Source organism: Anaerobacillus alkalidiazotrophicus, from assembly GCF_001866055.1.
The window spans coordinates 1,372,132-1,386,757 of record NZ_MLQS01000001.1 but is presented as its reverse complement, the minus strand read 5'-3'; the positions used below and the strand labels follow the sequence as shown (position 1 = coordinate 1,386,757).

Here is a 14,626-nt window from a genome sequence, read left to right as displayed (position 1 = left end):
GTGCGCAGGCACCACTCGATCATATGTTTTACCGCTTTAAAGCGGTGGGGGTCAGACCCCCTATAATTCAATGCCGTACTGGCTGAACCATTCTTTGCGTGCTTCTTCGTCGTTGAGTAGCATTTCTAAAATTTCTTCATCATATAATGCATCGAAAAAGTCTTCGTCTGTAAAAAATAATTCTTCGATTTCAGGGTTTTGGAACCATTCTTGTTCCCATAGTGAAAACTGAAGCTCATCTACTCGATCAAGCTCTAAATCCATGTCAAAATCCATATCAAAATCAAAATCTTCATCAAAGCCCATTGCACCCATCATAAAGATTCCGAATAATTCCATAACATCTAACACATTATCTACTGGTGTTTCTACCGTAAATTCTTGGTCCTCATTAATGTTATAGTAATTTTCTGTCGTAGTAAACGAAATTCCTACGCTATTTCCTTCTTCAGGATCTGTAAATGTAGCACCAAATACTAGATCTTGCTTCGAGATAAATCCATCCTTATCAATGTGAACAGCAAGTTCTGCTTTATTCACTTGTAAAGCTTCTTTCATTTCTTCTAATGCTTCGTAAAATTCTGCTGGGATCTCTTCTTCAATTGCTTTAAGCTCCTCTAAATCAGCTGGAGCCAACCCTAGTAAATCTAGATATTCTGCATTTTCTAGTAAGCTAATAAGCTCCGGTAATGAATTCGTTACGACACCTTCGATAACTTCATAAAATCTATCTCCACCAAAATCTGTAGTCACTATTGTGTTAGTATCGCTAGTTACTGTAAAAAATTCGTCGTCTATGTTATTAACAAAGATTTCAACGATATCTTGCACTAGTGCTAAAGCCGCTTGATTTTCTTCTGCTTCTTTATCAAATAACGAAGGAATTTCTTCCCCAGTAAACTCACCCAATTGTTCTAAGTCAAATTCGATATATTGCCCTGCTACTTCATCTGGAATAAATCCAGGTACAGCAGGAATTTTCACCCAGATTTTTTCTCCTTCAATAAGAAGTGGAACTTCTAAGGTCGTTCTTAAATCACCTAAGTTTAATTGAGTTTCTAGTATAAGCTCCATTTTTTCGATGTCTTCTTGATAAGCACCTTTAAAATTGATCGTTAAATCTTTTAGAACATCCAAAAATGCCATTTCTTCTTGATCTAACGGTAAGCCATCAAAATCTAATGAAACAATAAAACTACCATCAAAAGCATAGCTTTCGATTTCTTGAGACTTGTTAAATGCATCCACTAATAGTTCTTTTGGATCCTGATTTTTGTTACTTGCGGAATCACTACTACAAGCCGCAAGCAATGCCATAAGTCCAACTAATACCACCAACAAAAACGGTTTAAATTTAAACATTACGTACCCCCTGTTTTTTTTCTACTAAACAATCATACTACAAATTTATTAAACAATATAGTTTTCTGAATAAAAAAATACAATTTTTTCTAAATTACCCAATAACCCCTTGTAAAATACTTAACTCTTTTTTCGCTTCTTCCACAGATCCTTCAAAGACAAGTTGACCTTGTTCAAGCATCGCTATTCTGTCTGAAAGGTATAGAAGTTCCTCAACATCATGACTCGTATAAATAACAATCGTTCCATTTTTTGTAAGGTTTTTTAAAAAAGGGAGTAGTTCCCGCTTTGAGTATAAATCCATGCCAACGGTTGGTTCATCCATAATCAAGACTTGTGGCTGATGTAGAAGTGCTACCGCTATATTAACTCGGCGTTTATACCCGCCAGATAATCGCTCTACTTTCTCATGCCAATAGTGGTCTAACCCTAGGAGTTCAACAACTTCCTTTATCCTACTTTTCCTATTTTTTACTTGAGTCAATTTTGCCCAAAATGTTAGGTTATCTTTAATCGATAGTGAAGGGTATAAGGCAATTTCTTGTGGGACATAGCCGATTTTTTTGCGGATCTCTTGTAATTCTTGACTTAGCGAATGTTCTGCAACCCATATTTCCCCACCATCAGGCATGATTGTTGTGCTAAGCACAGAAAGCAACGTCGTTTTGCCTGCCCCGTTTGGACCGACTAAGCCTAGAATCCCCCCTTTCTCTACAAATAAGTTAATGTTTTCGAGCACGATTTTAGAACCAATTTTTTTACTAACATTCTCCACTCGAATCACAGTTGTTTTCGCCACCTTCCTATACTAAAAAAAGAAAATAAGAGTACAAAACCGAAAAGTGCCGGTTCAAATGCGCCTTCTCTAAAGCCGTGTAAAAACCAGCCCTGAGGGGTACCATAAGAAAGCCACTTAAAAAAGCTAATCCATTCACCTAAATCAATAAAGCTGCCACCTACTAGACTTGTAAGTAAAACGATAAAAATACCTACTGCCTGTAATTGTCCTGTTGTTTTTACGAAAATTGCGATACAGAGGCTTAGTGAAAAAGCTGCCGCGAAATACATGAAAAAAAGTATTAATAATTCGAGCGTTAATGGGACCACAAAGTCATACAGCCAAAAAATCATGACGAACGTGAATCCCCCTTGAATGAACGCAAATATAAAAGCAGGAAATGAATGACCGATTACATAAAAGAATGGAGACGCAGCCGTACTTTTTAAACGTTTTAGGATACCATTTTGTTTCTCCTCGACTAACCACTGAGCAACAAAAATGAGCACGAACAGTAACAATGCACTAAGCCAGCCCATCAATAGCTGCAGTTCATAGCGAACCAATCCGCCGTTCTCAATTTCTATCTGATTTCTTTGCCCAATGTGTGAAAACCGGTCAAGCTCGAAATAACGAATGCTCATCAACGGCTCTGGCTCCCAATAGGAATCTGTGTGCTCCCACGACTCTTGCCAAAGGCTCGTCTCATGTCTCTTTTCTTCTATCTCAATTAGCCCTAACTCTTCATATTTTCTTGAAACATAGTGAGCAGCTTGGCTATTACTCGCTAGTCGATTTACTTCACTTGTAAAAACTTCAGTAAGTAAACCGGCTACTAATGAAGACGGTGTATGTAGCATTTCAAGTAACTGCTTTCGGTCGGCCTGATGCAGCTTTTCCATGAACCCTTCGTTAAAAATAAACACCGCTTCTACTTTTTGGGTTTGCAATAGGCGAATGGCTTCTTCTTCATCGGAACGTTCTACCGAAACAATGGGATGCTCGGCGACTCTCTCTATCACAAGTTGCGAGTAGTTACTTTGATCTTTATCAACGACAACGATGGGGATCCCGTCTTTTTGTCCGACACCTTGAATGATCGTCGTCAACAAGAACATTGCTAGTGGAACAATTAGAAATAACACACTTACTTCCAACGGACGCTTTGCCCACCATTTCCATCGCAACGAAACAGATGAAAAGAAAATGTTCCACATACTTACACCACTCTCCTTTGTTGCAGAGTGACGGTAATACTAAGTAAGGAAATGAAACATACATTTAACACGATCAAACTAGTCCAAAAGCCGTCTCCATTAAAAAAAGAAGAAAGGATGGCTTGTGCAAGCCAGTAATTCAAAGAGATATACTGAAATTTTTCAACCCAAAGCGGCAAATATGCAAGTGGAATAATCGTTCCGCCAACCACGGACATTCCGATAATTAGTACGAAGCTTACTAGATTGATTGTTGCCATTTTTCTCAGGATTGTAAAAACGGTTGTAAACAGTGCGCTCACTGTCAGTGGAAAAACGAGACTCATGATGAGTAGGTAGCTGATTTCACCTTGATATGAATCTCTCATCATCCAAGCGAGGATGCCAAAGTAATAGAAATACGGGATGGCAACGAAGATCGATAGCGTCATCCAGCGTACGATTACGAATTGGAAACTACCGATCCCTTGTGAACGTAAACGTCGCTCGAGTAGTCTGCTATCTGACGTACCCATTCTTACTCCTACTAAGCCGTTGCATAAGACAAAGATAATCCCGATCGTCACGAGATAGTACTGCTGCATGCTCACATCTCCGTACAGAGAGACACTTGTTTTTTCCCACATTTCTTGGCGATTTAACGTTTGTAACGTGAATTGAAGCACCGATTCGCGAAAAGCGCTCTGTAGCTCTTCCTGGCTGACACCTGCTTTTGCCATATACGTATAGATCGTGTTTACGCCACTTTGTGCAGCGGTCACCATATCGGCACCACTTTCCATGAGAGTGCGAACGAGAGCTGCCTGCAAAGGACGTGTCGGATTTCCTAAGACCGTTACTGGGGTGTTAATTCCCCTTTCTATATCTCGACTAAAACCTTCAGGAATAATGATAACAGCCGAGACTTTATCATCAGCTAGCATTTGCCTTGCCCCTTCTTCATGCAGCTGTGTAAGTCCGACACTTCGTTTTACGTATTCGTTATTTAAAAAATGTTGAATCATCATTTTGGTTTCTTGAGAATTGTCCTGATTGATCAGAGCCAAATCTATTTTTTCAAACTGACGATCCTCGACAAAATAAGGAGCTAGTACATACCCAAATAAAAAAAGCAAAAGAAGAGGAACACTGAAGAGTAGACCAACTACTTTCACATCCGCTAGCATATTCTTAAGCTCATAGCGTATCCACACAAAACCCTTCATCACCCACACTCACTCCTCTAGATCAGTTTCTATTTTTCTATCATTTTCTAATAATAGCATAAATATGAGGGGTCTGACCCTCGCTACGTTAACGCGTTAATGTGATGGGGGTCAGACCCCTCACTTTTTTTTCAAGGTACTAGTTTAATAGCTTGTTATTTTGGCAACACTGGTAACTAGGAAGACAAAACGTCTAAGAAATTTTTTGCTAAATGACAGTAACAAAATGGAAAATTTCAGATATACAGATTAGGATTACATATTTTCATTTAAAAGGAGATGGAACACATGAGTTTATATGAATATATTGAAAAGATTAATTCTATGCTTGAAGATGCGAAAGACGAAACGGAAGAAATTGAAGACATGAATGCCTATTTGGAAGAGTTAAGATCACTATTTTCGGAGTGAGTTTGTTTTCAAGCTCCATAAACTCAAACTTTCGTCATAAGAACTCCCTACCCACCCATTGCACATGCGATAACAATGCGAATCAAAACAATTCCTGTATCCTCTTGTAACTCTCAACCTATATGCATCAGCATGGTAGGACTTGATGCATCCTATGCTACGGAGGGCTAACTCTAATGTCATTCATGTATAATTAATCATAAGAAAAGCGTAAGCGCCTTGGTCACGAGCAGCTGCTCCTGTGCCACTCCGTTTGCTCGTCGCAAAGCCGCTTCGTAGTAATCCAAGTAGTAGCTTCACTGGGGCGGCCTTTGACAGAAGCCGCTCTTTGGCTTCCGAAAAGGACTGAAGTGACCGAGCTCGTAGGCGCTGAAGCTAGACAGTTTCTAAGTTAGAAACTTATAAATTCTGATACTGTAAAAAAGACTAGACAATCCGAATGCCTAGTTGATGCACCACATACGGTATGAAGAGCGGCTGACATAAATAGAAAAAGTAACTACCCACTATCTTTTGGGCGAAGTTTGGGCAGCTACTTTTTCTTTGTTTCTTTGACGATTAGAATAAACAATGTGAGCATGAGTATCGAAAAGTGAGCATTCAAAATCAAGCTCAACTTCTACATACAACTTTTCGATTCATTTTCTTTCAAACAAATTAAAACAATTCCTGAACCAACTTGTAACTTTCCAACGTTCCTATATCATATCTAAATCCTTTAAATTTATAAGCATAAACATCTTTTTGCGCAATAAGCCACGGGATAAAATAACCTGGTGCATCTGGATTGTTCCCTTCTTCGATGTACTGCTTGATCAATGGCACAGTTTCTTTTTGGTAAATATAAAATGGCGGTACAGCCAAATTTGATCTTGGATGTTTCGGCTTCTCTTCAAATGAAATGACTTTCCCACTGGCGTCTACTTCTATAACACCTGAGCTCTTTAGTTCTTCTATATGATCTAATTCATGAGTAGTAATGCAATCAGCTTTCATGTTGTGATAATACTCAACAAAATTAACTAATTCAAATTCAAACAAATTATCCCCAGCGAGAACGATGATTTCCTCATCCAATTCTTCTTTTTCAATCACGAATTGAAGATCGGCAATTGCGCCAAGTCGATTATCATTCGTTGTTGTTTGATCATTGATGATCTTTATCGCTTTAATACATCGTAAACCTTCAGCCCACTTTACAAAGCTAGGATAAAATTTTCCATTTGTGACAATGAATATTTCATCGATGATCCTAATTTTCGTAATATTTTCAAGGATATGTTCAAGAATTGGTTTCTCTCCAACCTTCAGTAATGACTTTGGTTTATTTTTTGTAAGTGGATATAATCGAGTAGCATACCCCGCAGCTAATATTATACATTTCATCTAAACTTCATCCTTACTAAGTAGTTTGTACACACATCCACTTTACCACTTTAACGCATCGGGGGTCAGACCCCCTGTTCTATTTCGGCCTAATCCGCCATAAAAATAGGTAATGAATGAACTTTTTTATCTTTTAAGGAGGTAGACATCATGAGCCGCTTCGATAGCCACCTAAAACGAAATTTGGATAAAATAGATAAAAATCTTTATGTTTCTAAGAATGACTCTCACTATTATGAAAAAATCATCCGTTATAACGGTCCTAATACCGCCGAGGCCCACTTTCGCTTAGCGGAACACTATGAAAAAGAAGGGTTTCTTGTTAAAGCTTACAATCATTATAAAGAAGCAGCTGATGTTAATTCCCCCTTCTACATTAAAGCCAAAAAAGCCTCTCAACTTCTAGAAAATCAAATGAATGTAACTTCATTACATTATTTAGAAGACGAACCAACGAAAATGACTCCTCTATTTGCAAGATCCACAATCATTTTTCTCATTATCGTCAACTTACTTTTACTAGTAATCTTATTTGGAAAAGCTTCACTAAGTGCCATTGCATCTACTACAAAAAAGTGGGATACCGGAATGGATGTCGTTTATGAAAGTGAAGACGTTCCTTATGTTTTCTATATTCCTATAGACACGCCATTTGAAGAGGTTGAAAAGACATTATTTGATCAAGCCGTAAACCTTAGTGGTAATCTATCTAACCAAAATATAGTGTTGTACGGGGTGCTCACAACTGATCCTAAACTTCACCTTCAAGCCTTACCATTGAAAAATGAAAAAATAAGAGAAAGTGCATTTGTTATAGCCGAATACAACTCCGCCTTAGATCAATCGGTAAAAATACGTTTTTTAAATAAAAATTTTAACGAAGCGATAAATGATCTTTATTCAGCTAATTTTTTTAGTACAAATTTGGTTAGAACTGCACTTCAAATCTATATTGAAGATAAAGGAAAGCCTCCAATCGACGTGACCAACCTTACAAATGATTTTCCTAATAACTATCTATCATTTATACCAAACGAAACGATGACTAAGTCAAATCAAATTGTCTCAGAGTTTTCGGGTGATGGTGGTTGGGTTTACGACCAAAAGGCTAACAAATTAGAAGCAATGTTTTACCCCAACACCTCTGACTTCAACCAGGATTTTTATCAAATTCCTTTCGAACCAGTTGAAGTCATTGTTGATAAAGAGTCATTTACTCTTATACTTCAAAGTTCTCCCTATATCATGACTCAGAAAAAAATTGGGTTAGGGAAGGAAAACTCCACTCCAGTAGGTGAATTTACCGTCTTTGATCGAGTGATTGAACCGAAAGGAGAAATTCCTGACATATATGGCACAGCAGGATTAGGCTTAGGCGATATTGCGATTCACGGAACCTATGATGAAAGTTCTATTTCAGACTTCAAATCGCTAGGATGTATACGCGTATCTAATGATGATATGCTAGAGATCTTTGATTTTGTTCCAAAAGGAGCAAACGTAACAATCGTTGAAGGTTCCCCCACACCCAGTGGTTATATTCCCATTTCGAATTACATTGACTCCGCACGACCTGAAGATCGACCGAATAGTAAGCAAACGACAGATACAATCTTTGAATGGTTAGGGTAGTGGGGTCAGACCCCCACTACCCTAACGCTTTAAAGCGTCAGGGGTCTGACCCCGGAGGCTAATAAATATCTATATCATCCCTATTTAAAATTTCCAATGCTCTTTGACGATGATCTAATTCGTTTTCTTGCCACAAATGGATAAGTAACCTTTCTAACTTTTTACGATTTTTATAATAATCAATGTATTTCTCATTAAAGTAATGTTCAACAACAGCTTCGTAAGAACGTATAGCTCTTCCCATCTTCACTAACATTTCATCAGGTTGTATCGCAATCACAGTTTTAAACGACTCTTTTGGTTTTTTAGGTTTTTTAGGTTCTATACTGGCTAAATATCTCAAAATCCCTTTTGTAATCGTATATTCAGCTTTGTGTCTTATTTGAGCTACACGCCTACCAGAGATGCCTAATAGTTTCCCTATTTCGTTCAATCTATGAACTTTACTTTCAACTCCATAAAGTAAGTCTAATATCATTTTTGGTTTTTCCTCTAACAGATCTCTATAATGTTGATACACTCGAATAAAAGTCTTATAATTTTCAGAATCTTTCTCTTTGACCAATTGGTAGTAAGGCTTCTGGTTACCAAATTTATGTTGGTAAGTTGGGCCATATCTTGAACCGATCATATCCAAATAAAAAAGTACATCTTCTTTTGTCATTTCTTTTCCATTCATACATTTACCCCCTTAACTCAATTTGGAAGGGGTCAGACCCTCACCGCATTACCGCTTTAAAGCGCCGGGGGTCAGACCCCAAATTCCACATTCTCTATTTTCAATACATCAATATTGAATTCTATTTCATCTCCAAAGTTAAATAAATATAGGAATGATTGGCCTTTATATAAATTAAGCATACCTATTACGACTTCATGTACGAAGGGACCGTAGTTATCCATTGGGGAGTTGTAACATCGCCTACTAAATTTATTATTATCCATATAAAAGGCATACAAATGATCATCATTCAACTCAAAGGCTTGTTGAATGCAATTATGAAAGTCAAGAAGTGTGTTCGTGCTTGAAAGTTCTACCGTTTTCGAGCACCTTTTATTGAGCGTTACTTTGAAGAGATATCTTCCAGCTACATAGTTGTCCTCTCTGGATACGTAAGATTTCGAGAGATCTTCAGGTGGAAATAAAGATTGCAACCGTGAAAAAAACGATACCTCCTCGTCATTTATTTCATTATCTGATCTTTGTTCAGACAAAATTTGCTTTAAATTTCCAAGTTCGTTCGATTCGCCAAGTAATACACTAAATAACTCCAAACCTTCTATCCAATGATCAACTTCTGAATCCATATTCCATGTATCGTATAATGCATCCTTTAAAAGAGCAAACAATGGAGTGATGACAATGGAACTTGCTCTGTAATTTGCTGTAATAGATGAAGCATCAGCTTTTTTTTCTTGTAACTTGACCTCCCAAATTCCAAAATAGTGAAAAAAATTAAGGAAGTGTCTAAAATTATCTAGTAAGTAATATAATGTTTGCTTCTTTTTAATATTGATTTTTTTGTTAATTGGGTACTTTTCTAAATGTTCGAAGAGAATATCAATATTTGTGGGAGCCCCACCATATTCTGACCATTGCAAATCGTTCCAATCTGCTTTTGTCCAAAAAGCTTCGAGTAAAGCAACATATTTTTCTGTATATGTTAACAGCTTAAACTCAGCTAAACGATTTTGTGAACATGTAAATACGTTCCTCCTGGTGCTTTCACTTTACGTAATACATCTAATATTAAACTAAGATGAAAGAATAAATGGAATATAGGGTAATCCATCTGCTGTTCTTTTGCAGTAATAGGTAAAATTGGTTCAATGAGCTGTTCATTTATTGCTCTCAAATCTTTCTTCGATAAAAACTCTTTTGTCTTCGTTAATTTTATATTGGTAGATTCTACATAGGATAAAAATGTTTGAAAATCTTCTACTACAGTACTTTTACTTTCTATAAATAACTTATTTTTTTTCATGAAATAACCTACTTACAATTTAATTTTTATAAAAACTATCTAGAATGCTTTCATAGTTTTTATGTTTTCTTAGATAACATTTTGTATGTATTCATATTAGTTGACAGGCGGCCTTTGGAAGTACCGGGTTCAGACCCTTACCGCACCAACTCCCTCATAATTAAGTCAAGTTGAATTCACTCCCCCTATCCCATTCTACTGCAAATAATCGAAAAAAAGCTAGACACTTTCTTAAGTGACCAACACGTTAGAGTGAATTCAACTTCTCTACATAACGGAAAGAACGAACACGCAATCACGAATGATGCGGTTCGTTCTTTTTAACGCTTTAAAGCGTCGGGGGTCAGACCCATTGGCGTTGCACCAATGTAATACAAATAAAAATAAGTTATATTTTTCCATTTAGTTTTTCTTTCTAAATCAAAAAGTAAATTCCTTTTTTTCCTTTTCACTTGTGTTTTACGATCATTAATTCTTTTTTAATTTAATCAGTGCAACAGTTCCTTGAAAGACGGTTTCCTTTTTCTTTGGGATAGGGACTTTTTGTCTCCCCCTCGACGTCTTACTTTTCTTCCGAAATAGTGCACTAGTAAACTTTTTCCATGTTTTGTAATGTATGTTCTCATTAATCGTAAAAATGACCATAATGTTTTCGAAGTTTTGGTTTGAAGCTGAAGAATCAACGCCAAACCATAGGCAGCTAAAGCGAGAAACATTTGATTCTACATTCCTTGTGGCTTTGTACTCCAAATTCTTACTAGGCTTAAATGCTGTTTCACCCACCTGAAAAACGTTTCTATCATCCAACGATAGCGATAAAGATCCATAATCTGCTCACCGGTTAGGTCCCATCTAGTTGTCATTAAACGATAAAGTCATTGTTCTTCATCTCTAAACTCAACTAAGCGAATAGGTTTTTGTGATTTGCCAAACAAAACTCTTGCATCTCTAATGATGGCCGGATGACTAATTTCATATTCTTCTAGAGAGGTCACTTTTAGACTTTTGGTGATCCGAGCAACGAAAAAAACGCCTTCTTCTAACCACTTTTGAAGATTCTCCTTTGATGGAAATCCTCGATCCACCAAAAAGGTGGCTTCGGATTTCTCAACAAGAAAATTAGCGCTCTCAAAATCACTAACAATTCCCGTTAAAGGTACGATCTTATCTGGATAATACGTATCATCAGAAACAACAACCAACCGAGTGTGCATTTTAACTACATTCCAACCTTTTGTGACGTAAGCCCAGTCACATAACTCTGGCGGTAACTTCAAATGAGTAGAATCAATAATTTTTAGTAGTCCAACTTCTGGGCTTACGCCTTTAAAACCTTTAGTTAGATCTTGAAGAATGTGAACCACTCTTAAGAAGAGATCTTGCGCCCATTCAGTTGGCAATTCGTTAATTCGTCGACTAATTTGAGAGCCACTTATACTTGATAGATTTATTGATTTACAGAAATCCGGGTTCGCATAAAGTTTTTCTTCGATATCGCTATAAGATTTCCAGTTGTCTAGATGAGCAGCTACAAATATTTTCATTAATGCATCTGCGTCAAGCTTGTCGTTACCATAATTTAGAAGTGGACACGAAAATACTTTTGTAGGAAGTAACGATAAACATTGACTTATAACGCCATTGGGGTCAGACCCCCACCGCGTTAACGCTTTAAAGGGGTGGGGGTCTGACCCCTAAAAATAATAAAAACTATGATTATCAGTAGTATGTAGTATATAGCTTTACTACTTTTTTCTTGGTCTTGGGTTATTTCGGTCGCTTCATTTGCAGGGGTGGCTGCTAACTCGGCATTGATTGCTGCTGATGGAGTGTCATACATTAACATAAACAGTTTATGTAAGACATAGGCTGCCTCACTACGACTTATTTCTTTGTTAGGCATTAGAAAACCACCGCTAGAATTTAACCCCTTCTGCACCGCTAATGCTAATTCTTGTTCTACGTCATTAGAAATTTTATTGCTATCGATAAAAACTAGATAATTGGTTAGATCTTCTGGGTAATCATATCCTTTTTTATTCCTCAATGTTTGACTACTCAAAGCGAGAAATTCCTCTTTATCTATATAACTTAATCCATTAAATGTTTCCTCATCTAATCGTCTAACAATATCCTGATTTTGTGCAGATGCTATATAATGATAATATTCATCATTGGCTTCAACATCAGAGTATGTTGTTTGTAAGTTTTTATCATAGGCATATAACATCTTAACCAAGGCCATCGTTAAATCGTTTCTATTCAAATTATCCGCAGGGTTAAAACGATCATTTTCTAGCGTCAAATAACCTCTTGATACCATAAAATAGATTGCTTTTTGAATATCTAATGAGAGATGGTCAATATCATTTATTGACACTTCATTTTGTAATACCCTATACTCTCCAGAAAGATTTGTCAAAATCTGTATGGTTTGAGATACCTCATCATATCGACCACCCAAATTGTATCCACCAGCTTCCATAAAAACAGTAGAAAATTCATTTTCTGCCGGAAAAGATAAACTCAGGGAATGACCGATTCGGTCGACAGCTTGACCAAAATCATCTAAAAAAGTTAGTAAATATTGGTCCGAACTTTTTTCAAACTGAATAGAGATTGAACCGAAATCTTTCAGGTCTTCAACTGATATTGAAAGAAAATCCCCTTTCCCGTCTAAAGAAACCAAAATACGGTCAACCAAATCAGCTTTTTCGACGATCGATTGGTCAAAATTCACAATTACAGGCATACTCAAATCTAGATTATCGCTATGAAATGTTAGTACTACATCAGCATTTTTATTTAAAGTAATAGCAAATGCTTCTAACACTTTATCAACATCACTTTTGGCCTCAAGTACGTGATCCAAAACGTCACTAACACTCTCTTTTGTTATGAAAACTTGGTTATCTTCGGCAGTAACATTTTCCATCGCAATCCTTTGTAACGAATATTCGATAAACCTTGTAATAGCACTATTACCTTGGTGATTAGGCTCGGACCCATTTAATTGCTCTAAAACTTCTTCTAAATATGTAACATACTCTGTAGAGCCAGTTGGATCATCAAATGTTATATTTGACTCTTGTAATGGTTGTTGTTGATATAGCTTTAAATCATCATAAAGCAGTGCAGCATCATTGGATTCATATTTGACTAAGTTCCAAGTTTCTACTCCATCGATGACCACATCTCTAATAATCGCATAACCACTATTTACCTTATACGCACTATGCTTTTTTTCTTGACTCCAATTCTCCTTTAATTCAATCGAAAAATCTATATCGTCAGAGTAAGCAAAGTCATAGATTGAATATTCTAGATAATATAATCCATCCTCGATCGAATACAGATGCTCAACCTGAGGAGAAACAGCAGTCCACTCACCACCAAACATCAGTTCAGGAAAAAAATAGTAACCATCCTCAAAATAAAAAGTATTGAACCCTTCACTTTTATACTTTTGTTTTTTTTCTGGAACAACTCCAAATAACTCAGTAAGATACTCATCCACCGCATTAGCAGACATTAAATAAAATGGCCAATTAACAACTTCTTCTGTAAAACCGTAATATTCAGCTTCCTCTTTAAGATAAAGCGGTCGGTACTTTAGTTGATCTTCGTTAAATTCAACTGGTGAAATATTAGTGAAAGTATTCCAAAGCGCCAAATCAAGGAAATCAGTATCACCATATCTAGTAATATCAAATTCCGAAAAATTTTGTATGAAGTGATTTATAAATTCATTCAAACGTAGCTTATCTTCTGAAGCCATAGATAAATATAGATCCTCACTAAAGCTATTCGAATAACTATTTAAAAAGTGATTGATCGCCGAGTCTATTTCTGCTCCATCTAGGAGGTTTGACATCCAACCGTATCCAGTGGAAATAAGCTTAAGATCAACTTCTTGTAATGTAGAATAATAATCAGACCTTTTTCTTTCAAATTCCACTTCTGTTACCTCTAAACCAAGGAACGTAAACGTTTCTGTTATTCCCTCTTCATATTCCCACTTTGGAACAGACGCACAGTAGATTTCCTTTGTAAAAACCGTATGATCCACCAAACTTATTTCATATGTACATCCATCCTGCGAATCACCACCACTTACAGAATCTGACCCAAAGAATATATACTCATTTCTGTTTATATCTTGATACAACTCTAATCCTACAAAAGTCGGTAAGCCAATCATAAAATCGATCGTACTTTCCCAACCTGAAATTCCATTACCGTCATGGTTCAACTCTACTACCTTATCATCTTGAAAAGTAATGGCTACTTCCACAGGCGAAGATATCATACTTGAATTTCCACCAAAAAGTTCAGGTATACCATCTCTGTTTAAATCAACCAATATCATTTGATCTAGCCTATTTTGATCAAGGTACTCCTTAAGATACTCCCTATAAGCCGTTTGCCAACTAGTTTCTTGTGCTAAGGTTATAGGAAACGGAAACAAAAAACTAAACATTATTAACATTGCTAAAAAAACACGACTAAATCTTTTCAATCTATTTCCTCCTCGAACTGAAATTTTTCACGAAATTTTAGATATAGAAACGAACATAAAAATAGTTAAATTGTCCTAACAAAGACATTCTCCACATAGAACCCTCACCAATCCGTAAAAAAGTTGGTATG

The 14,626-nt window shown here is 36.5% G+C and carries 11 protein-coding genes and 1 pseudogene; 2 read left to right on the top strand and 10 right to left on the bottom strand.

Annotation, left to right across the window (positions count from 1 at the left end):
• Positions 1–60: 60 nt before the first annotated feature.
• From BKP45_RS06690 to BKP45_RS06675, 4 genes are all read right to left on the bottom strand, one after another.
• Entirely contained in the window at positions 61–1,362 is a 1,302-nt protein-coding gene (locus tag BKP45_RS06690; RefSeq protein ID WP_071388879.1) for a hypothetical protein, read from the bottom strand.
• Positions 1,363–1,456: 94 nt separating this feature from the next.
• Entirely contained in the window at positions 1,457–2,146 is a 690-nt protein-coding gene (locus tag BKP45_RS06685) for an ABC transporter ATP-binding protein (protein WP_071388878.1), read from the bottom strand.
• Complete coding sequence (locus BKP45_RS06680) at positions 2,143–3,357, bottom strand: ABC transporter permease (RefSeq protein ID WP_071388877.1); 1,215 nt, start codon at positions 3,355–3,357, stop codon at positions 2,143–2,145. Before BKP45_RS06680 ends, BKP45_RS06685 begins: the two co-directional genes overlap by 4 nt.
• Before the next feature lie 2 nt (positions 3,358–3,359).
• Entirely contained in the window at positions 3,360–4,562 is a 1,203-nt protein-coding gene (locus BKP45_RS06675) for an ABC transporter permease (RefSeq protein WP_245747406.1), read from the bottom strand.
• A 288-nt stretch (positions 4,563–4,850) separates the two neighbouring features.
• Here BKP45_RS06675 and BKP45_RS23250 point away from each other — a divergent pair, with 288 nt between their 5' ends.
• The gene (locus BKP45_RS23250) at positions 4,851–4,973 is read left to right on the top strand and encodes a hypothetical protein (protein ID WP_281243126.1); all 123 of its coding nucleotides are present in this window, start codon (positions 4,851–4,853) and stop codon (positions 4,971–4,973) included.
• Positions 4,974–5,630: 657 nt separating this feature from the next.
• Here the strand turns inward: BKP45_RS23250 and BKP45_RS06670 are convergent.
• Positions 5,631–6,359, bottom strand: coding sequence for a nucleotidyltransferase family protein (locus BKP45_RS06670; RefSeq protein ID WP_071388875.1), 729 nt, complete (start codon positions 6,357–6,359; stop codon positions 5,631–5,633).
• A gap of 150 nt (positions 6,360–6,509) precedes the next feature.
• Between BKP45_RS06670 and BKP45_RS06665 the strand changes: the two genes are divergently transcribed.
• Entirely contained in the window at positions 6,510–7,991 is a 1,482-nt protein-coding gene (locus BKP45_RS06665; RefSeq protein ID WP_071388874.1) for a L,D-transpeptidase, read from the top strand.
• 58 nt (positions 7,992–8,049) lie between these two features.
• On the opposite strand, the gene BKP45_RS06660 is transcribed toward BKP45_RS06665, so the two are convergent.
• From BKP45_RS06660 to BKP45_RS06635, 5 genes and pseudogenes are all read right to left on the bottom strand, one after another.
• Positions 8,050–8,670 (bottom strand): hypothetical protein, encoded by a 621-nt coding sequence (locus BKP45_RS06660; protein WP_071388873.1) that lies wholly within the window; start codon positions 8,668–8,670, stop codon positions 8,050–8,052.
• Positions 8,671–8,741: 71 nt separating this feature from the next.
• On the bottom strand, positions 8,742–9,593 hold the full coding sequence (locus tag BKP45_RS06655) for an IS1096 element passenger TnpR family protein (RefSeq protein ID WP_071388872.1): 852 nt from the start codon (positions 9,591–9,593) through the stop codon (positions 8,742–8,744).
• An 80-nt stretch (positions 9,594–9,673) separates the two neighbouring features.
• Positions 9,674–9,976, bottom strand: a complete 303-nt coding sequence (locus BKP45_RS06650; RefSeq protein ID WP_071388871.1) for a hypothetical protein — start codon at positions 9,974–9,976, stop codon at positions 9,674–9,676.
• A 722-nt stretch (positions 9,977–10,698) separates the two neighbouring features.
• A pseudogene (locus tag BKP45_RS06640) lies at positions 10,699–11,520 on the bottom strand (IS4 family transposase).
• 119 nt (positions 11,521–11,639) lie between these two features.
• Positions 11,640–14,495, bottom strand: a complete 2,856-nt coding sequence (locus BKP45_RS06635) for a hypothetical protein (protein WP_071388868.1) — start codon at positions 14,493–14,495, stop codon at positions 11,640–11,642.
• Positions 14,496–14,626 lie beyond the last annotated feature (131 nt).